Origin of the sequence: Lentilactobacillus kefiri, assembly GCF_007989105.1 — a bacterium.
GTDB lineage: Bacteria > Bacillota > Bacilli > Lactobacillales > Lactobacillaceae > Lentilactobacillus > Lentilactobacillus kefiri.
In genome coordinates this window covers 63019-82167 of record NZ_BJVK01000004.1, presented here as the reverse complement: position 1 = coordinate 82167, position 19149 = coordinate 63019, and the positions used below count along the sequence as shown (strand labels likewise).

At 40.8% G+C, this 19149-nt stretch carries 24 protein-coding genes; 23 read left to right on the top strand and 1 reads right to left on the bottom strand.

The window, feature by feature from the left end; translation table 11 throughout:
* Positions 1-12 precede the first annotated feature (12 nt).
* The 17 genes from rpmD (at position 13) to LKE01_RS02665 (ending at position 10622) form a co-directional block, all read left to right on the top strand.
* A complete protein-coding gene (gene rpmD / locus LKE01_RS02745; protein WP_054769029.1) occupies positions 13-198 on the top strand; it encodes a 50S ribosomal protein L30 in 186 nt (61 codons plus the stop codon).
* A gap of 25 nt (positions 199-223) precedes the next feature.
* Positions 224-658 (top strand): 50S ribosomal protein L15, encoded by a 435-nt coding sequence (gene rplO, locus LKE01_RS02740; RefSeq protein ID WP_054769028.1) that lies wholly within the window; start codon positions 224-226, stop codon positions 656-658.
* Positions 658-1974 carry a preprotein translocase subunit SecY gene (gene secY, locus LKE01_RS02735; protein WP_056983234.1) on the top strand — a complete coding sequence of 439 codons (1317 nt, stop codon included), beginning with the start codon at positions 658-660 and terminating at the stop codon, positions 1972-1974. Before rplO ends, secY begins: the two co-directional genes overlap by 1 nt.
* Before the next feature lie 38 nt (positions 1975-2012).
* On the top strand, positions 2013-2669 hold the full coding sequence (locus tag LKE01_RS02730; RefSeq protein WP_054769027.1) for an adenylate kinase: 657 nt from the start codon (positions 2013-2015) through the stop codon (positions 2667-2669).
* Between the two features lie 124 nt (positions 2670-2793).
* Positions 2794-3012, top strand: a complete 219-nt coding sequence (infA, locus tag LKE01_RS02725) for a translation initiation factor IF-1 (RefSeq protein ID WP_008855782.1) — start codon at positions 2794-2796, stop codon at positions 3010-3012.
* 38 nt (positions 3013-3050) lie between these two features.
* A complete protein-coding gene (rpmJ, locus tag LKE01_RS02720; protein WP_013728483.1) occupies positions 3051-3170 on the top strand; it encodes a 50S ribosomal protein L36 in 120 nt (39 codons plus the stop codon).
* A 24-nt stretch (positions 3171-3194) separates the two neighbouring features.
* Positions 3195-3557, top strand: a complete 363-nt coding sequence (gene rpsM / locus LKE01_RS02715) for a 30S ribosomal protein S13 (protein WP_056983232.1) — start codon at positions 3195-3197, stop codon at positions 3555-3557.
* Between the two features lie 25 nt (positions 3558-3582).
* Positions 3583-3972, top strand: a complete 390-nt coding sequence (gene rpsK / locus LKE01_RS02710) for a 30S ribosomal protein S11 (protein WP_013728481.1) — start codon at positions 3583-3585, stop codon at positions 3970-3972.
* A 93-nt stretch (positions 3973-4065) separates the two neighbouring features.
* Positions 4066-5016 (top strand): DNA-directed RNA polymerase subunit alpha, encoded by a 951-nt coding sequence (locus tag LKE01_RS02705; protein ID WP_054769025.1) that lies wholly within the window; start codon positions 4066-4068, stop codon positions 5014-5016.
* Between the two features lie 28 nt (positions 5017-5044).
* Positions 5045-5428, top strand: a complete 384-nt coding sequence (rplQ, locus tag LKE01_RS02700) for a 50S ribosomal protein L17 (protein WP_054769024.1) — start codon at positions 5045-5047, stop codon at positions 5426-5428.
* Between the two features lie 184 nt (positions 5429-5612).
* On the top strand, positions 5613-6446 hold the full coding sequence (locus LKE01_RS02695; RefSeq protein WP_056983230.1) for an energy-coupling factor transporter ATPase: 834 nt from the start codon (positions 5613-5615) through the stop codon (positions 6444-6446).
* The gene (locus LKE01_RS02690; protein WP_056983228.1) at positions 6416-7294 is read left to right on the top strand and encodes an energy-coupling factor ABC transporter ATP-binding protein; all 879 of its coding nucleotides are present in this window, start codon (positions 6416-6418) and stop codon (positions 7292-7294) included. Before LKE01_RS02695 ends, LKE01_RS02690 begins: the two co-directional genes overlap by 31 nt.
* Positions 7287-8084 (top strand): energy-coupling factor transporter transmembrane component T family protein, encoded by a 798-nt coding sequence (locus LKE01_RS02685; RefSeq protein ID WP_054769023.1) that lies wholly within the window; start codon positions 7287-7289, stop codon positions 8082-8084. The genes LKE01_RS02690 and LKE01_RS02685 overlap by 8 nt, the downstream gene beginning before the upstream one ends.
* Before the next feature lie 7 nt (positions 8085-8091).
* Complete coding sequence (truA, locus tag LKE01_RS02680) at positions 8092-8889, top strand: tRNA pseudouridine(38-40) synthase TruA (protein ID WP_056983226.1); 798 nt, start codon at positions 8092-8094, stop codon at positions 8887-8889.
* Positions 8890-9014: 125 nt separating this feature from the next.
* A complete protein-coding gene (rplM, locus tag LKE01_RS02675) occupies positions 9015-9458 on the top strand; it encodes a 50S ribosomal protein L13 (RefSeq protein ID WP_054769022.1) in 444 nt (147 codons plus the stop codon).
* A 13-nt stretch (positions 9459-9471) separates the two neighbouring features.
* The gene (rpsI, locus tag LKE01_RS02670; RefSeq protein WP_003559561.1) at positions 9472-9864 is read left to right on the top strand and encodes a 30S ribosomal protein S9; all 393 of its coding nucleotides are present in this window, start codon (positions 9472-9474) and stop codon (positions 9862-9864) included.
* Between the two features lie 161 nt (positions 9865-10025).
* Entirely contained in the window at positions 10026-10622 is a 597-nt protein-coding gene (locus LKE01_RS02665; protein WP_054769021.1) for an ECF transporter S component, read from the top strand.
* Between the two features lie 44 nt (positions 10623-10666).
* Here the strand turns inward: LKE01_RS02665 and LKE01_RS02660 are convergent, their stop codons facing one another.
* On the bottom strand, positions 10667-10972 hold the full coding sequence (locus LKE01_RS02660) for a hypothetical protein (RefSeq protein ID WP_054769020.1): 306 nt from the start codon (positions 10970-10972) through the stop codon (positions 10667-10669).
* A 164-nt stretch (positions 10973-11136) separates the two neighbouring features.
* Between LKE01_RS02660 and LKE01_RS02655 the strand changes: the two genes are divergently transcribed.
* The 6 genes from LKE01_RS02655 (at position 11137) to LKE01_RS02630 (ending at position 19101) form a co-directional block, all read left to right on the top strand.
* A complete protein-coding gene (locus LKE01_RS02655) occupies positions 11137-11769 on the top strand; it encodes a glycoside hydrolase family 73 protein (RefSeq protein WP_082619768.1) in 633 nt (210 codons plus the stop codon).
* Positions 11770-11783: 14 nt separating this feature from the next.
* Positions 11784-12356 (top strand): xanthine phosphoribosyltransferase, encoded by a 573-nt coding sequence (locus tag LKE01_RS02650; RefSeq protein WP_054769019.1) that lies wholly within the window; start codon positions 11784-11786, stop codon positions 12354-12356.
* 79 nt (positions 12357-12435) lie between these two features.
* Positions 12436-13596, top strand: a complete 1161-nt coding sequence (locus LKE01_RS02645) for an ATP-grasp domain-containing protein (protein ID WP_056983224.1) — start codon at positions 12436-12438, stop codon at positions 13594-13596.
* Positions 13597-13648: 52 nt separating this feature from the next.
* On the top strand, positions 13649-15895 hold the full coding sequence (gene pcrA, locus LKE01_RS02640) for a DNA helicase PcrA (RefSeq protein WP_279592786.1): 2247 nt from the start codon (positions 13649-13651) through the stop codon (positions 15893-15895).
* Positions 15896-15913: 18 nt separating this feature from the next.
* Positions 15914-17941 (top strand): NAD-dependent DNA ligase LigA, encoded by a 2028-nt coding sequence (gene ligA, locus LKE01_RS02635; protein WP_056983221.1) that lies wholly within the window; start codon positions 15914-15916, stop codon positions 17939-17941.
* Positions 17942-17958: 17 nt separating this feature from the next.
* Positions 17959-19101 carry a CamS family sex pheromone protein gene (locus LKE01_RS02630; protein WP_095344804.1) on the top strand — a complete coding sequence of 381 codons (1143 nt, stop codon included), beginning with the start codon at positions 17959-17961 and terminating at the stop codon, positions 19099-19101.
* Positions 19102-19149 lie beyond the last annotated feature (48 nt).

Genomic DNA, 19149 nt, shown 5'->3' with positions numbered 1-19149 from the left:
AGGGTGTTTTAGATGGCTCAATTAAAAATTACTTTAAAACGTAGCGTAACTCATCGCCTTCCAAAGCAACGTAAAATTGTGAAGGCACTTGGTTTGGGTCGTGTTAATAGTACTGTTATCAAGCCTGATAACGAGTCTATTCGCGGGGCTTTATTCCTGATCGCTCACTTAATCGAAGTTGAACAAGTTAAAGACTAATAATTAGTAAGGAGGTGCCAATTTCATGAAATTAAATGAATTGAAGGCTGCTGAAGGTTCTCGTTCATTACGTACTCGTAAGGGTCGCGGCCGTTCTGCCGGTAAAGGTAAGACTGCTGGTCGTGGTCAAAAAGGTCAAAAGGCTCGTAGCAAGACTCGGGTAGGTTTCGAAGGTGGCCAAATGCCATTGTATCGTCGAATTCCTAAACGTGGATTCAACAACATTAGTCGTAAAGAATATGCTGTTGTTAACGTTGTTAAGCTTGAAGCTTTTGATAATGGTACGGAAGTAACTCCAGAATTACTTCAAAAGTCAGGAATTGTTAAAAATGCTAAATCTGGCATTAAGATTCTTGGCGAAGGTAAGCTAACTAAAAAGTTAACCGTTAAGGCTAATAAATTTTCAAAAGCTGCACAATCCGTAATTGAAAATGCGGGCGGTAAAATCGAGGTGGTTTAATGCTTTCGACTTTAGCAAAGGCATTTAAAGTTAAAGATATTCGTAACAAAATGCTCTTTACTTTGTTTGTGTTAGTTATATTCCGTTTGGGAGCTTACATAACTGTTCCCGGGATCAATGCAAAAGCATTAACATCTGTTGCATCTTCAGGCTTGGTTAGTATCCTGAACACCTTTAGTGGTGGTGGGCTTACCAACTATTCAATATTTGCAATGGGAGTATCTCCATATATTACTGCACAAATTATCATCCAATTACTTCAAATGGACATTGTTCCAAAGTATGTCGAATGGGGTAAGCAAGGTGAAGTTGGACGTCGTAAATTAAACCAACATACAAGATACTTAACCGTTGTCCTTGCTTTCTTCCAATCAGTTGGAATTACTGCCGGGTTTAACCAGTTGAGTAGTTTGAATCTTGTTCAAAACCCAAGTATTAAGACTTTCGTTATCATCGGAATTATTTTAACCGGTGGTACGATGTTGACAACTTGGATGGGTGACATGATTACCGAACGTGGTTTGGGAAATGGAATTTCAATGATTATCTTTGCTGGTATCATTGCTAGAATTCCTGTTGGTCTTCAGTCATTGTGGACTCAGTACTTTGTTGGTGTTACCGGCGCTGATTTATGGCAACCAATTCTTTTTGCGGTTGCATTGTTGATCATCGTTTTAGTAATCGTCACTTTTGTTACTTGGGTTCAACAAGCCGAAAGACGTGTTCCTATCCAATACACAAGACGAGTTTCTGGTTCACCTGACAGCAGTTATCTTCCATTGAAGGTTAACGTTGCCGGTGTTATTCCAGTTATCTTTGCAAGTTCATTCATTGCAACTCCTCAAACGATATTGATGGCGTTCACTAATAATTATTCGACTGCAACTTGGTTCCAAGTATTGAACAACTTATTCAATATGCAAACTCCAACCGGAGCAGCTTTCTACACGATTCTGATTATCATGTTCACTTTCTTCTATGCCTTTGTTCAGGTTAACCCAGAAAAGCTTTCTGAAAACCTACAAAAGCAGGGTAGTTACATTCCTGGTGTCTGGCCAGGACATGAGACCCAGTCATATGTTTCCGATCTGTTGATGAAGTTAAGTACCGTTGGTGCTTTGTTCTTAGGGGTTGTTGCTTTAATTCCTTTGATCGCACAGAACCTTTGGAACTTGGATGAATCAATTGGATTAGGTGGAACTAGTCTACTGATCGTTGTTGGTGTTGCAATTGAAACCATTCGTCAGATTCGAGGCTTAATGATGAAGCGTGAATACGTCGGATTCATCCATGGCACTCGACCAACTGATGAATAACTTCAATTAATTTCACTATTAACGAGGAGGAAAAAGAAATGTCATTAAATTTGATTTTGATGGGATTACCTGGTGCAGGAAAAGGTACTCAAGCACAATTTATTGTGGACAAGTATCATGTTCCTCATATTTCAACAGGTGACATGTTCCGTGATGCAATTTCAAACAGCACACCTCTTGGGGTGAAAGCTAAAGCATTCACTGATAAAGGAAATCTTGTTCCGGATGAAGTTACAAATGGAATTGTCAAAGAAAGATTAGCTAAGCCTGATACAAAGCCTGGATTCCTATTAGATGGATATCCAAGAACTTTGGAACAGGCAGAAGCTTTATCTCAAATGGCTAAAGATTTGGATAAGCCACTCACTGCAGTTATCAACATTGATGTTGATCCTAAGCTGCTTACTGAGCGTTTATCAGGTCGATTCATTTGTAAGAAGTGTGGTGCTACTTACCATAAGTTGTATCATATGCCAAAAGTTCCCGGTACCTGCGACATTTGTGGTGGTCATGAATTTTATCAACGTGAAGACGACAAGCCAGAAGCTGTTAAAAATCGTCTGAAAGTTAATGTTAAAATGAATACACCTTTGATTGCATACTATAAGGAACGAAATTTATTATTCAATGTTGATGGAAGCAAAGACATTGATGCCGTTTGGCAAAAAGTCGATCAAATCTTAAGTACACTCTAAGCCTGAACAATTAAGTGTTGAGTCGGTTAGATTGATGAAATATAATGAATGTGTTAAACTGTCAAAGGTTTGTCAAGATTAATTTAATTTATTCAATCTAATTTAACATTGGAGGTGTAATTGAGTGGCTAAAGATAATGTTATTGAAGTTGAAGGTAAAGTTGTCGAAACATTGCCTAATGCAATGTTTCGTGTAGAACTGGAAAATGGACATGAAATTCTAGCCCATGTTTCCGGAAAAATTCGTATGCATTACATTCGAATTCTTCCTGGAGATAAGGTTACTGTTGAAATGTCACCTTATGATTTAAGTAAGGGACGTATTACTTATCGATTTAAGTAGTCCTTTTTCGTCATTTGTTTTCGAGGAGGGTTTTAAAAATGAAAGTACGACCATCAGTACGAAAAATGTGTGAACATTGCAAGATCATCAAGAGAAAAGGCCGAGTAATGGTTATTTGCTCAGCAAACCCAAAGCACAAACAGCGCCAAGGTAAATAAACAAAAACAGGAGGTGTATGCTCAATGGCTCGTATTGCCGGAATTGATTTACCCCGTGACAAGCGAATTGTCATCGGTTTAACTTACATTTTTGGTATTGGTAACACAACTGCTCAGAAAATCTTAGCTAAGGCTGGAGTTTCTGAAGATGTTCGTGTACGTGATTTAACACCAGACCAAGAAGATAAGATCCGTGAAGTTGTCGGCGATCTCAAAATCGAAGGTGACTTACGTCGTGAAGTAAGTATGAACATTAAACGACTCCAAGAAATTGGATCATATCGTGGAATGCGTCATCGTCGTGGACTGCCAGTTCGTGGTCAACATACCAAGAACAACGCCCGCACTCGTAAAGGCAGCAAAGTTGCTGCTGGTAGAAGAAAATAATTAAAGAAGGAGGTCATCAGTTTTTATGGTAAACAAAAAGACAAGTCGTAAGCGCCGTGCTAAAAAGAATATTGCTGCTGGTGTTGCACATATCCATTCAACATTCAACAATACTTTAGTTATGATTACCGATACCACTGGTAATGCGGTTTCTTGGTCATCAGCTGGTGCATTAGGCTTCCGTGGAAGTCGTAAGTCAACTCCATTTGCTGCACAAATGGCTGCTGAAGCAGCTGCAAAGGCATCAATGGAACATGGTATGAAGTCCGTTGAAGTTGCTGTTAAAGGACCAGGTTCAGGTCGTGAAGCTGCCATTCGTGCACTTCAAGCAACTGGACTGGAAGTTACTGCTATTCGTGATGTTACTCCGGTACCTCACAATGGTTCTCGTCCTCCAAAGCGTCGTCGAGTTTAATTAAGACATTCAATATAGTGAATTTTACTTTGTTTAAGCATATTGATATTTTGCATGAAGACTCACGCGTTTTGAAAGGGGTTAATGATAAGAATGATTGAATTTGAAAAGCCTAACATTCATAAAATTGAAGAAACAGATAATTATGGAGAAGTTGTTGTAGAACCACTTGAACGTGGATATGGAACGACTCTTGGAAATTCATTGAGACGTACATTGTTATCATCACTTCCAGGTGCTGCTGTTACCAGCATCCAGATCGATGATGTATTGCACGAATTTTCAACAATCAAAGGGGTTGTTGAAGATGTTACTCAAATTATCCTGAATGTTAAGAAAATTTCTTTGAAATTAGATGGGCCAGAAGATGAAGAAGAAAATTTGGAAATCGATGTAATTGGTCCTGCTGACGTTACCGCTGGAGATATTCAAGCTGACGGTGATGTAACTGTTCTGAACCCTGATTTGCACATCGCAACCGTTGCTGAAGGTGCCACATTCCATATGCGGTTAACTGCCAACAAAGGTCGTGGGTACGTTTCAGCTGTTGAAAACAAGAAACGCAGTTCTGAAATGCCTATTGGTGTGCTCCCCGTCGATTCTATTTATACCCCAATCGAACGTGTCAACTATCAGGTTGAAAGTACACGGGTTGGTCAACGTGATGATTTCGATAAGCTGACTTTGGATATTTGGACTGATGGTTCAATTACTCCTAGTGAAGCTGTTAGTTTAGCAGCTAAGATCTTAACTGAACATTTAGAGATGTTCGTTGACTTAACTGATGAAGCTAAGAACACCGAAATCATGGTTGAAAAAGAAGAAACCCACAAAGAAAAAATGTTGGAAATGACAATTGAAGAATTGGACCTTTCAGTTCGTTCATACAACTGTCTTAAACGTGCCGGCATTAATACTGTTCAAGAACTTACAGAAAAGACCGAAGCTGATATGATGAAGGTTCGGAACCTTGGCCGTAAGTCACTTGAAGAAGTTAAAGAAAAGCTTGCTGCATTAGGCCTTTCACTTCGCAAAGAAGACTAATTAAAATAAAGAAGGAGGACATCTAATTATGGGTTATCGGAAATTACAACGTACTAGCGCACATCGTCGCTCATTGCTTCGTAACTTGACTACTGAATTAATTATTCATGGTCAAATCATTACTACTGAAGCTAAAGCAAAGGAAGTCCGCTCAACTACCGACAAGATGATTTCACTTGGTAAGCGCGGCGATTTACACGCCCGTCGTCAAGCTGCGTCATTTATTCGCGACGTTGTTGCTGATGTTAAAGAAGATGGTGACGATATTAACGTTACTACTGCTTTGCAAAAGGTATTTGGCGAACTAGCTACAAAGTATGCTGATCGTAATGGTGGATATACACGAATTTTGAAGACTATGCCTCGTCGTGGCGATGGTGCTCCAATGGTCATTTTAGAGTTAGTTGACTAACTAGTATTAAACCAAATCACATATTTATCACGAGAATCACTCAGGTTTTTGGTATAGAACGTTATGATGGTGGAACATAGTTCCTAGTCTAGTTTGAATGTGGGAATTATCTCATGCACCGATTACCTGTAAGTGATTTTTTTGTACATACAATTACTTGGCATAGCATAACGTGAGGAATATCATGAAAGACATAATTCAAATCAAAAACATCTCGTTCAACTACCCAGATCAACCCATACTTTTCAATAATTTATCAATGAACGTTCATGAAGGGGAGTGGACGGCTATCATTGGTCAAAACGGTAGTGGTAAGAGTACTTTAGCTCGTTTAATCGATGGCTTAATTGTTCTGAAGTCAGGACAGATCGTAGTTGACGATCTCGTTGTTAATGATGATAATATTTTTGATATTCGTAATAAAATTGGCATGGTTTTTCAAAATCCTGAGGACCAATTTGTTGGCGCAACTGTTGAAGATGATGTTGCTTTTGGACTGGAGAACCGCCAAGTTCCCCGCGAACAGATGCATGAAATTGTCGAAAAGAGTTTGAAACAGGTTGGAATGTGGGAGTTCCGAGACCGGATTCCGGCTAATTTATCTGGTGGTCAAAAGCAACGGGTAGCAATTGCTGGAATCGTTGCACTTAGTCCCAAGATCATTATCCTGGATGAAGCTACCAGCATGCTTGATCCCCGTGGCCGCCAAGATATTCTTGATTTAGTCTATAAAATCAAACAGGATAATCACTTAACAGTCATATCAATCACACATGATATTGATGAGGCTGCGGGTGCTGACAGGGTCATCGTTGTCAACAAGGGATCAATTGTTGAGGAAGACAAACCTGACAACATCTTTGGTGATATTTCAAAGTTAAAATCGATTGGTCTTTCCGCTCCATTTACTTCACAACTTATAATGGCGCTCAAAAAGCGTGGCATAGATTCGCCCTATCAATATTTGAACGATAAGAGGTTAATAGCATGGATCAAGAAATTAGTTTCAACCAAGTAACCCATACTTATCAGGCTGATACGCCTTTTGCCCAAAATGCGCTGGACAAAGTTTCTTTAAAAATTGCTCCCAACTCGTTTACGGCCATCATTGGTCACACAGGGAGTGGAAAATCTACTCTGGTTCAACACATCAATGCTTTATTGAAATCAACATTTGGTGAGATTGAAGTTTATGGACGACAAATTACGCCAAGCACAACCAACAAGAACCTTAAACAGCTGCGCAAGCATGTTGGAATGGTTTTTCAATTCCCTGAAAAACAGCTTTTTGAGGAATCGGTTATTAAAGATATTATGTTTGGCCCAAAAAATTATGGGGCTTCCGATGCTGATGCCGAAAAAAGTGCTGTTAAGGCCATGAAACTGGTTGGGTTGGATGCTTCTTTACGTGACCAGTCGCCCTTTGATCTTTCTGGTGGGCAGATGAGGCGAGTTGCGATCGCCGGTGTTTTGGCCATGAATCCTGAAATTTTGATTTTGGATGAGCCAACCGCCGGTCTTGATCCGCACGGACATAAAGAAATTATGGATCTGGCCCAAGGACTGCATGATCATCGAAATATGACGATTATTCTTGTTACCCATCAGATGGATGATGTCGTAGATTATGCATCTGACGTGATTGTCATGGATAGGGGCCAAGTCGTTAAACACGGAACCCCCAGTCAAATCTTTGCTGATCCGAAATGGGTTTATAAGATGCACCTCGATTTGCCAAGCAGTGGTGAATTTGCGACTAGACTCATTCGTGCGGGAGTGCCTTTAGAGAAGACACCTTTAACAATTGAAAATCTTGCAGATGAGATCGTTCATCTGATTCAAGGAGGCAACCACACCGATGAGTAATTTCTTATTTGGCCGTTACCTTCCAGGAAATTCTTGGATCCATCAAATGAGCCCGCAATCCAAGTTAATGCTGAGTTTTTATTTTGTCATTATTATATTTTTTGCAAATAACATTTGGACATATGGTACGTTGAGCGTTCTGATTCTATTTGTCGTTTTAATGTCAGGCGTATCAATTGGGTACTTTTTAAAAGGAATTCGGCCATTAATTTGGTTGATTATCTTTACGGTTTTACTCCAGATCCTGTTCAGTAGTGGTGGGCACGTCTATTGGCATTTCGGCCCATTCTCTGTGAGTGACACCAGTTTAATCAATGGTGGCTATATCTTTGTCAGATTCTTGTTGATTATTATGATTTCAACGGTTTTGACCTTAACAACGACGTCATTAGCGATTGCAGACGGCGTCCAAACCGTCTTAAAACCTTTGAAAAAAGTTCATTTTCCAGTTGATACACTCGCTTTAATGCTCTCCATTGCGTTGCGTTTTGTACCTACATTGATGGATGAGATGGAAACAATTCTCAATGCGCAACGATCCCGAGGAGTTGATTTTGGGTCCGGCAGCCTCCGTCATCGGATTCAGGCAGCCGTTCCATTGCTGGTTCCGTTATTTACGGGGGCAATTAATCACGCTGAAAATTTATCAACGGCCATGGAAGCTCGCGGGTTTACAGACAGTGAGCACAGAAGTAAGTACAGAGTGTACCGTTGGCAGAAAAAAGATACCATTAGCTGGATCATCTTTTTATTTGTTGGCATTTTGATTTTATTTATAAGAAATAATTGAGGTGATCATGATTCGATATAAAGTGACATTGGCATACGACGGCACACTCTTCAGTGGCTTTGAACGCCAACCGGACCGACGAACCATTGAAGGCGTCTTAACCCAAAAGGTCAATATTATGGCCAAAAACCCGGATCCAGCCATCGTTGTATATGGATCAGGGCGGACTGATGCCGGTGTTCACGCATTAGGGCAGGTGGTTCATTTTGATTTTCCGTTTGACCTCCCGACCAAAGCCATATATCGTGGCCTTAACAGTCTTTTGCCGTTAGATATGGAAATCAAAAAGGCCGAAAAGGTTTCGGACACATTTCATGCCCGGTATGACGTGTCTGGCAAGCGATATGTATACAGATTGGATTTAGGTGAATTTAAGGATCCGTTTAAGCGGAATTACACCGGGAACTGGCGTTTTCCAATTGACATTGAAAGAGTCCAGACGGCGATGAAGGATTTTATCGGCGAACACGATTTCAGTAGTTTTGTTGCATCGGGTTCAACTGCTCGGTCAAACATTCGGACGATCTATGAAGCCACCGCTTATTTGGATAAAGAAGCCAATGAAATTCGATTGGAGTTCTATGGCAATGGCTTCCTCTATAACATGGTTCGAATCATGGTGGGGGTAGTTGTTGAGATTGGATCCCAGATGCGCCCTGAGCACGATATATTGCGTCTGTACGACGTTAAGGATCGTGACCAGGCTCGGCGGACGATGCCGGCTTCCGGTTTATACCTGAAAAAAGTCTATTATGAGGGTGAAGATCCGCAACATCCAACAAAAATACCAAAACATCAACGATAATTTATGAAACTGATTGACATTTTTAGAAATAATTTGTATTATGTTAATTGGTATTGTTTGCCCCACGATAAGCCCCGGAATCTTATTTGGTGTCGAACAAACACAGGAACATGGAGGAATTTAACGTGCGTACAACTTATATGGCAAAACCTGGTGAAGTAGAACGTAAATGGTATGTTGTTGACGCAACAGACGTATCACTTGGACGTTTAGCTTCAACAGTTGCATCAATCTTAAGAGGTAAGAACAAACCTACTTTCACACCAAACGTTGATACTGGTGACAATGTTATCGTCATTAACGCAAGTAAAGTGAAATTGACAGGTCATAAGGATACTCGGAAGATTTACTATCACCATACTCGATTTATTGGTGGTATCAAGTCAAGAACTGCTGGCGACTTCCGTGAAAAGAACCCTGAAAAGCTTATTGAAACTTCAGTTAAAGGAATGCTCCCTCATGGAACATTAGGTCACAAGATCGGTTTGAAGTTACATGTCTATGCAGGTCCTGATCATGATCATCAAGCTCAAAAACCAGAAGTATTAGACATTAATAACCTAATTTAAGGAGGAATTCACTTTGGCTCAAGTACAATATCGCGGCACTGGCCGTCGTAAAGATTCAGTTGCTCGAGTACGTTTAGTACCCGGAACTGGAAAAATTATCATGAATGACAAAGCAATTGAAGATTACATTCCATTTGCTAACTTGCGAGAAGTTGTTGTGCAACCATTCAACGTTACTGAGACTTTAGGTAATTACGATACCTTAGTTAACGTTAACGGTGGTGGATTCTCCGGACAAGCCGGAGCAACTCGTCATGGAATTGCTCGTGCATTGCTTTCCGTTGATCCCGACTTCCGTGGACCATTAAAGCGCGCTGGTTTGTTAACTCGTGACGCTCGTATGAAAGAACGTAAGAAGCCAGGTCTTAAAAAGGCTCGTAAAGCTTCACAATTTTCAAAGCGTTAAAATATACTTTGTATTATCAAAAACACTTCTCCTTGGAGAGGTGTTTTTTTATTGAGATTATTTTAAGCTTGCGACTAAAATGATATTCCACTGCAAAATTGTATTAGAATACAACCCGTTATTGTATAATGAGTCCATCAAATTTAAAGGGGTAACAACTCATGCCTGTTAAGAAGAAAACGTTACGACTGAATATGTTGGCGATGTTTATTGCAATTATTTTACTGCAGACTTCAATTCCATTAATTGGCTATATTCCAATTGGACCTCTTGAAATTACGATTATTCCGATGACCGTCGTTGTTGCAACCATTTTGCTTGGAACAGTTGATGGCGCCATTATTGGTGGTGTCTGGGGATTCACGACGTTTGTGAGGGCTTTTGTCTGGCCAACCAGTCCGTTGGCTGCCATTGTCTTTGTTAATCCGTTAATCTCGGTTATTCCCAGAATTATGATCGGGGTTGTTGCTGGACTCACCTACACGTATTTCAAGAAGCATTTAAAAAGCCAAACGGTTGGTATCTCGATATCTGCAGTTTTGGGATCCTTAACGAACACGATCCTTGTTTTAGGGCTGATTTATGTATTTTATAAAGCTAAAGCACCGCAACTTTATCAAATTAACATCAAAGAATTATTGCCATACTTGTTGGGAGTCGTTGGAACCAATGGGATTCCCGAAGCAATCTTTAGTGGCATTGTGACACCGTTGATTGCAATTCCGGTTAAAAAGATATTTGATAGAACCGCTAGATAAAAAAAGAGACCTTGCACGAATATGCAGGGTCTACTTTTAAATCATTATTTCTTGTTGGATTTCTTGGACTTTGAATTTTTTGAAGGCTTTGATTCGTCCTCATCTTCATCATCGTCAACTTCGGGTTGAGGTGCAGCCTTAATCATCTTGAGATGACGGTTGTTAATAACAACTTTCTTGTGGTACTTGTCAATGATTTCAGGATCATTTGATTCAAAGGTTATCAAAAATGAGTTGGTATAACTCTTATCAATATAGCCGTTAAATGTTTGCTTTTCGATCTTGAATGAAACCTCGTCACCAACATGAAATTTTGATTGTGCTTCAGATACTTCGGTGTTTTTAGCCATTGGTTTTCATCTCCAGATTTAAGTGTCAAATGATAACATAACCGAAATTACAGGGTTTGTCAATTCTTATGCACTAACATTAATAGGAGTTGACTAAATTTTGTTTGTCTTTATGCCCGTTTATCGTTAGAATTAATTTTAAAGTTAGAAAGTTTGAGGTTGGATTGGCAAAATATAAGAAAGGGCGGAAACGCCGAGCAAAACAAGCGAACATGATTCTGATGTTAATTCTCATTGCCTGCGGGTTGGTCATTATTTTTGGCTTCCATGCATTATATGAGAATGGGTATAACTCGAATAATGTTCAAAATCAAAGTGATCCGGTGGCTGTTGAACACCGTAAATTCATTAACAAGCTGGCACCGCAAGCCCAGCGTCTCCAAGGACAGTACAATATTCTTCCCAGTATAACTTTGGCTCAAGCAATTTTGGAATCAGATTGGGGCAGCAGCAAGCTGGCAAGTAAGTACTACAACTTGTTTGGCGTTAAGGCACAAGACAATACGACAAAGTCGGTCTATTTAAATACCCAGGAATTTGTTAATGGGCGTTATGTCACAATTAAGGCGAGATTTCAAGTATACCGTGATTGGAACGAATCCCTTGCTGATCACGCCAAATTGCTTGCCTACGGGACGAAATGGAACCCCCAGCAGTACAAGGACGTCATTGCGGCAGACAACTACCTGCAGGCAGCAGATGGCCTTCAGCAGGATGGCTACGCGACAGACCCTACTTATACCAAGAAATTGATTGCCATAATCAAACAGTACAAACTTTACCAATATGATGATTAGAAAGGAATTTTGAGATGGACTTACTTAAGAAACGGATATTAGAGGACGGCACTGTATTACCAGGAAACGTATTGAAGGTAGATAATTTCTTAAATCACCAGGTCGATGCCAAATTAATGGATCAAGTCGGCAAAGAATTTGCCCGCCTATTTAAAGATGAGGGAATTACCAAAGTTGTGACAGTTGAGTCATCCGGAATTGCACCGGCTTTGACCACTGCCATTCATATGGGGGTTCCTTTGATCTTTGCCCGTAAGCATAAGAGCTTAACTTTAACCGATAATCTCTACACCGCCAGTGTTTATTCTTATACTAAACAAGTTAGCAACGACATCAGTGTGGATAAACGTTTCTTGAAGCCGGATGACAAAATCTTGATCATCGACGATTTCTTGGCCAACGGTCAGGCAGTTCAAGGATTATTGGAAATTGCCAAATTGGCCAACGTTTCGGTTGCCGGAGTTGGAATTGTCATCGAGAAGAGTTTCCAAAAGGGCCGTTCGATGATTGAAAAGAAGGGTGTCAGACTTGAATCACTTGCCCGAATTGCTTCATTAGACAACCAAAAGGTCACATTTGTTGAATAACGATTCTCTAAAAATGGTACTATAAGTTCAGTGGCGAATAACTATTAGTGATAATTACGAAATGAAAGTAGTGAATTAATTGGCAAACGCAAATGTCATCTATCCCGGTCAAACAATTGGAATTTTGGGAGACAGTATTAGTACTCCCACTTTGTTAGCCCATGCAAAACAGATGGGTTTTAACATTGGAATGTATAGTTCAAATGAAAACAGCAAAGCAATGGAGCAGGCGGCTTATAAATATATTGGTCCGTATAACGACAAAGAGACTTTAAAAATGTTTGCTGAACGCTGTGATGCTGTTATTTATGATAATCAGTACATTGATTCTGATGTTGTCAGATATATTTCTCAATTTACAGCAGTTCCCCAACAGGATGGAATGCTGGATATTGTTCAAGATCGTTTAATTGAACGGACATTTTTTGAGACACTGAATATTAATATGGTGCCATATTCGACAATTGTCACTCTGGAAGATATTTATCAGGCGATCAATTCAATTGGCTATCCGGCAATTTTAAAGCCGATTCAGCGAGGCTTGAACGGCGGTAAAGAATTACAGATTAAGAATCAGGCCGATATTGTATTGGCGTCAGGATTCTTGGATTCTGGAACTTATATTTTGGAGTCATATGTTGAGCATGATACCGACTATTCTGTCGTGGTCACCCGGACAGCATCCGGTTCGACAGTGATGTTTCCACCCGTTGAAGTGGTCTATGTTGGCGAGCAATTGATGACTGCCTATACGCCGGCTCAACTTGATCCGAGCGTCAAAAAGGAAATGGAACGGATTACCAATGAAATTGCCAAAAATGTGAACTACGTTGGAACCTTTGAAGTTTCATTATTTCTCGCAAAGAGTGGGTCGATTTATGTTAGCCGCATCGCTCCTAAATTAAGCCCAGCCGGATTTGTTTTTGATTATGCTGCCAATGTGGATGAATTTGAACAACATTTGCGGGCAATCGCCGGATTACCGTTGACTAAGATTATTCCAGGTATTGCAACCGTCTTTCAAGCAATTCGACAACAAGAATATCAACGTGTTCAAACTCAATGGGTGATCAAAGATAACTGGCACTTTACCTTTTACGGCAACCATCCCAGCGATGATAAGCAGTGTGTCGGCCACGTTTTGATTCCAACCGAATCGATTTCAGATACCTTAGTTAAACTTGAAGCGACCGGCATCTGGAAAGACGTCGATTATAAAACAAAATATAGCAATATGTAGAGAGTCGGGAAGCCGACTTTTTTGTTATAATTAAAAAGACAAACGAGAGAGGATGGAATATTTAGTGGCAGAAGAAAGTTTATTAGCAGGTTTGAACAAAGATCAAAAAGATGCTGTTGTTCATACCGAAGGACCGGTTTTGATTATGGCAGGAGCCGGTAGTGGAAAAACAAGGGTTTTAACCCATCGAATTGCCTACATAATTGAACATAATCACATTATGCCTTGGCGGATTTTAGCAATTACTTTCACCAACAAGGCAGCTCGAGAGATGCGTGAACGGGTATCCAAGCTGTTGGGTGAAGGTGGCAATGACGTCTGGGTTTCAACGTTTCATGCACTGTGTGTTCGAATTTTACGTCGACACATTGACTTACTGGGCTATAACAAAGCATTTACGATTGCCGATACCAGTGAGCAGCGGACGTTGGTCAAAAGAGTTCTCCGAGATCTGAACATTGATCCCAAGAAATTTGATCCACGCTCCGTACTTTCAAGCATTTCAAACGCCAAAAACGATTTATTGACTCCCAAACAATTCAAAGTACAGGCAATTAGTGCATTTGATCAGATCGTAGCAGACGTGTATGAACGTTATCAGGCAGAACTCAAGCAAAACGAATCACTTGATTTTGATGACCTGATTATGATGACGATTCAGTTGTTTGATGAACATAAAGATGTTTTAGCTGACTATCAGGATAAGTTCCAGTACATTCACGTTGATGAATATCAGGATACCAACGAAGCTCAGTATCAACTGGTTAATACATTGGCTAAAAAGAATCAAAATATTTGTGTTGTTGGTGATGCCGACCAGAGTATTTATGGTTGGCGTGGTGCCAACATGCAAAACATCCTTGATTTTAAGAAGGATTATCCGGCTGCACATGTTACCTTGCTGGAACAAAATTACCGTTCTACCAAGACAATCCTGAACGCGGCAAACGCGGTTATTGAGCATAATGACAACCGGGCGGATAAAAATTTATGGACTGAAAATGCGAAAGGCGATCAGATTTCCTATTATCGTGGCCAAACTGAAAATGATGAGGCCCGGTATGTGGTTGCCAAAATTCAAGAAGAAATGGCTAAGCCAAAACGAAATTATGGCAGCTTTGCGATCCTGTATCGAACCAACGCACAGTCACGAGTGATTGAAGAGACTCTGCTCAAATCAAACATTCCTTATACCATGGTTGGTGGGCACAAATTTTATGATCGAAAAGAAATTCGGGATGCCTTATCATATCTCACACTTTTAGCTAATCCCAATGATTCAATGAGTTTCGAACGGGTTATTAATGAACCCAAACGGGGAATTGGCCAGACCAGTATTGAACGGTTAAGACTATTTGCCAATGATCATGGCTGGAGTTTATTGGAAGCAGCCAAGAATGTGGATTTGGCCAATCAAATTTCCACCCGGGCAAAAAATTCAATCTCAGATTTTGAACACACAATGAGTGAGATTTCTGCCAAAATGGATGAAATGTCGATTACCGAAATTACTGAAGAAGTTTTGGATAAAAGTGGTTATTTAAGTACTTTGAAAGCCTCCAAGTCCCTTGAAGCCCAAACCAGGCTTGAAAACTTGGAAGAATTCATTTCTGTTACCCAAAAGTATGATGAGGATAACGAAGGCGAAACCGGCCAGCAAAACCTGGTTAATTTCTTAAGTGATTTGGCCTTGGTTTCTGACCAGGATAGTCTTGAAGAAGATAATGCCCAGGTTACTTTGATGACTCTTCATGCTGCTAAAGGTTTGGAATTCCCAGTTGTCTTTTTGATGGGGATGGAAGAGGGATTGTTCCCACTTTCAAGAGCTGCTGCAGATGAATCAGAATTACAAGAAGAACGTCGACTGGCATATGTGGGAATTACCCGTGCCAAGGAAAAATTGTATATTACCAATGCCTATTCCAGAATGCTTTATGGTCGCCGCCAGAATAATCCCGAATCACGATTTGTTAATGAAATCATTCCGGAATTAATTCACAGCGACAATCAACAGCAGACTGATACTCCGCTTACCACGCCGTTTGACCGCCGAACACGACGGGCAACAGCCACAACTTATCACCGTCCTGCTCAAGTGAAAGAATCACCTAAGGGAACGGGGGCCGACAAAAAGGCCTGGTCCGTTGGTGACAAAGTTTCCCATAAGGCTTGGGGAACCGGGACAGTTGTTAAGGTAGCCGGAACCGGCGAAGATATGGAACTTGATATCGCCTTTAAACAAGAAGGTATTAAGCGGTTGCTTGCGGCGTTTGCGCCAATTAAAAAGCAGGAAAATTAATCAACAGAAGGTGTTATTGTGGCATTTGAAAATGTTTCCGAGAAAGAAGCAGCCCAAAAAGCTGCCCAGCTCCGGACTCAGTTAAATAAGTGGGCTGATGAATATTACACTTATGATTCTCCCAGTGTGGAAGACTCGGTTTATGACAAAACCTATCAACAGCTGGTTGAACTTGAAGCCAAGTTTCCACAGATTGTCACACCTGATTCACCAACCCAAAAAGTGGGTGACCACACGTTACCCGGATTTACCAAGGTTAATCATGAAATCCCCATGCTTTCACTGGGGGATGTGTTCTCCAAGGAAGAACTGGGGGAGTTTGTTGATCATCTAACCGAAAATGATTCGGTTGAATTTGAATATAATTGTGAATTAAAAATTGATGGTTTGGCAATTAACTTGCGGTATGAAAATGGAATCTTTGTTCAAGGTTCCACTCGTGGGAATGGCCAAATCGGTGAGGACATCACCCGTAATTTAAAGACCATTAAGTCCATTCCGCGAAAGCTCACCCGACCAATTAATATTGAAGTTCGTGGTGAGTGTTATATGCCAAAGGAATCTTTTGCCGAACTAAATGAGCAGCGGCAGTTAAATGGTGAAGCACCCTTTGCCAACCCCAGAAACGCCGCTGCCGGCAGTTTGCGACAGTTGGACCCACGGGTAACCAGAATCCGGAAATTGAGCACGTTTATGTATAATGTGGCCGATATTGACGATCTTCAATCGGATACTCAAAGTGGCATGCTGGAGGAACTAAAAGATTTGGGATTTACCATTAATCCCGATTACAAAGTTGCCCACAACATGGATGACATTGATGGATATGTGGATAAATATAAGGATTTGCGGGATGGTCTTCCTTACGGGATTGACGGAATCGTTATTAAGGTTAATTCATTGCCATTGCAACGTTCATTAGGCGCAACGGTCAAAGTTCCAAGATGGGCAATTGCTTACAAGTTCCCACCCGAAGAAGTTCAGACGGTTGTTAGAGATATTGAGTGGACAGTTGGCCGAACCGGCGTCGTTACTCCAACTGCTGTGATGGATCCGGTAACGTTGGCTGGAAGTACGGTTAGCCGAGCATCTTTGCATAACCCCGATTATTTAGAGGAAAAAGATATTCGGGTTGGTGATACCGTCAAACTGCATAAGGCAGGAGATATTATTCCAGAAATTTCGCAGTATATTACTGAGAAGCGGCCAGCGGACAGTCAGGCATATGTCATTCCAACCAAATGTCCGTCATGTGGTTCAACACTGGTTCATTTGGATGAGGAAGTTGCCTTGCGGTGTATCAATCCACAGTGTCCGGCTCAGTTAAAAGAAGGGTTAACCCACTTCGCATCCAGAGACGCGATGAATATTGACGGGCTTGGACCAAAAATCATTGCCCAATTATTTGAAAAACACATGGTTTCGGATGTTGCCGGTCTTTACGACTTGTCATTTGATCAGTTGCTGACCCTTGATAAATTTGGTGAGAAGTCCGCAACCAAGCTGCTTTCTGCAATCGACGACAGTCGTGGTAATTCATGTGAACGGCTATTATATGGACTGGGAATCCGTCACGTTGGCATTAAAGCTGCCCGATTAATTGCTCAACGTTTTAAAAATATTGATAAGGTTATGCAGGCAAGCGCGCAAGACATTGCCGAAATTGCTACAATGGGAATGACTATTGCTGACAGTGTTGTGACGTATTTCTCAATGCCTGAGTCCAAGCAGTTGATTCAGCAGCTCAAACAAGTCGGCGTGAATATGGACTATTTGGGCGTAACGGATGAGCAGCTTGCCGAAAGCGACTCTTTCTTTAATGGAAAACGGTTCGTTTTGACTGGGAAACTGCAAAACATTACCCGTCCTGATGCGACTCAATGGCTTGAAGATCATGGTGCCAAAGTCAGCAGTTCAGTTTCAAAAAATACAGACGTGGTTGTTGTGGGAGAAGATCCCGGCAGCAAGTACGATAAGGCAAAAAGTCTCGGCATCGAGACCTGGGACGAAGAACGTTTCCACCAGGAAATGGCCGATGAAAAGTAACAATGGAGGAACGAATCGTGAAAAAAATTATCCTGGGAATTTCAATCATTCTGTCAGGATTCATGCTGGCAGCGTGTGGGAGCGTTGATAATTTATCAAAAGATACGAGTAACTCAAGTGGATCAAAGTCGAAGACCCAGTTAACCGGCCAGACCAACACTGATTACTACCAGGGAGTTATTAAAAATGGCCGTTACCAAACCAGTAAGTCCCGTGGCGTTAGTGTTTCACAAGAGTCCAACCAATTTAACATCAAAGGATTTGAAAATGGGCTTTTGGATATCTCGAAAAAAGAATTTTCAACTAAAAAGTATGTTTTCCAAGAAGGCCAATATCTTTCAACCAGTACAGTTGAAAATTGGCTGGATAGAAAGTCCAAATCCAATCCCAAGGGCTTAAATCCGGTTAAATCAAAGTCAACCAGTCCAAATACCAGAAACCCGGTTTATCTTTCTCAAATTGATGAACAGGATTTCATGACCCAAAGCGGTAAATCACTTCGATTATCCGGAATGACCATTGGTTTGGGAATCAACTCGGTTGATTACTATAAGAAAACCGCCTATGGTCCTACTTATCAAACGAACATTTCGAATGCTCAAGTTAAAAAGCACGGAAAGGCGATTGCCAACCAGGTTATCAAACGGCTGCGACAGCGCAAATCTTTGAAGAACATTCCAATTATCATTGCGTTGTACAAGCAGGCATCTGATGACAGTCTGGTTGGTGGAAACTTCTTTGCTTATTCGGTAAATGACGATGGTGAAACCAAAGTTGCCAAGTGGAATAAGATTAATCAGAAGAACTATGTATTTCCACTGCAATCATCTAAAAAAGGCCCAAGCCAAAATGATGCCGATTCATTTGATAATTTCAAATCCGAAATTCAGGGCTTCTTCCCGAACTTGAGTGGGGTAACTGCTCAGGCACAATACACGGATGGCTCATTGAGCGGGATGAATATCAGTATTACCACCCAATTTTATAGCCAGACTGAAATTATCAGTTTTACCCAATATATTCAAAATGCCGCTCAACGATACTTGCCGGCAAATGCACCAATTGACATCACTGTTTCATCGACGGAAGGCATTCAAAGTTTCTTGAGTCGGAAACAGAATGAGAAGAAATTCTCGGCTCATATTTTCAATAGTTATTAATTTTTAAAAAATGCCATTATTTCTATGGTAAAATTATTGTTGTTATTA

Excerpts from the sequence above, each read along its gene's own strand:
- rpmD (WP_054769029.1), top strand. The coding sequence starts at position 13 with ATGGCTCAATTAAAAATTACTTTAAAACGTAGCGTAACTCATCGCCTT.
- rplO (WP_054769028.1), top strand. The coding sequence starts at position 224 with ATGAAATTAAATGAATTGAAGGCTGCTGAAGGTTCTCGTTCATTACGT.
- secY (WP_056983234.1), top strand. The coding sequence starts at position 658 with ATGCTTTCGACTTTAGCAAAGGCATTTAAAGTTAAAGATATTCGTAAC.
- LKE01_RS02730 (WP_054769027.1), top strand. The coding sequence starts at position 2,013 with ATGTCATTAAATTTGATTTTGATGGGATTACCTGGTGCAGGAAAAGGT.
- rpmJ (WP_013728483.1), top strand. The coding sequence starts at position 3,051 with ATGAAAGTACGACCATCAGTACGAAAAATGTGTGAACATTGCAAGATC.
- rpsM (WP_056983232.1), top strand. The coding sequence starts at position 3,195 with ATGGCTCGTATTGCCGGAATTGATTTACCCCGTGACAAGCGAATTGTC.
- rpsK (WP_013728481.1), top strand. The coding sequence starts at position 3,583 with ATGGTAAACAAAAAGACAAGTCGTAAGCGCCGTGCTAAAAAGAATATT.
- LKE01_RS02705 (WP_054769025.1), top strand. The coding sequence starts at position 4,066 with ATGATTGAATTTGAAAAGCCTAACATTCATAAAATTGAAGAAACAGAT.
- rplQ (WP_054769024.1), top strand. The coding sequence starts at position 5,045 with ATGGGTTATCGGAAATTACAACGTACTAGCGCACATCGTCGCTCATTG.
- LKE01_RS02695 (WP_056983230.1), top strand. The coding sequence starts at position 5,613 with ATGAAAGACATAATTCAAATCAAAAACATCTCGTTCAACTACCCAGAT.
- LKE01_RS02690 (WP_056983228.1), top strand. The coding sequence starts at position 6,416 with ATGGATCAAGAAATTAGTTTCAACCAAGTAACCCATACTTATCAGGCT.
- LKE01_RS02685 (WP_054769023.1), top strand. The coding sequence starts at position 7,287 with ATGAGTAATTTCTTATTTGGCCGTTACCTTCCAGGAAATTCTTGGATC.
- truA (WP_056983226.1), top strand. The coding sequence starts at position 8,092 with ATGATTCGATATAAAGTGACATTGGCATACGACGGCACACTCTTCAGT.
- LKE01_RS02665 (WP_054769021.1), top strand. The coding sequence starts at position 10,026 with ATGCCTGTTAAGAAGAAAACGTTACGACTGAATATGTTGGCGATGTTT.
- LKE01_RS02660 (WP_054769020.1), bottom strand. The coding sequence starts at position 10,972 with ATGGCTAAAAACACCGAAGTATCTGAAGCACAATCAAAATTTCATGTT.
- LKE01_RS02650 (WP_054769019.1), top strand. The coding sequence starts at position 11,784 with ATGGACTTACTTAAGAAACGGATATTAGAGGACGGCACTGTATTACCA.
- pcrA (WP_279592786.1), top strand. The coding sequence starts at position 13,649 with ATGGAATATTTAGTGGCAGAAGAAAGTTTATTAGCAGGTTTGAACAAA.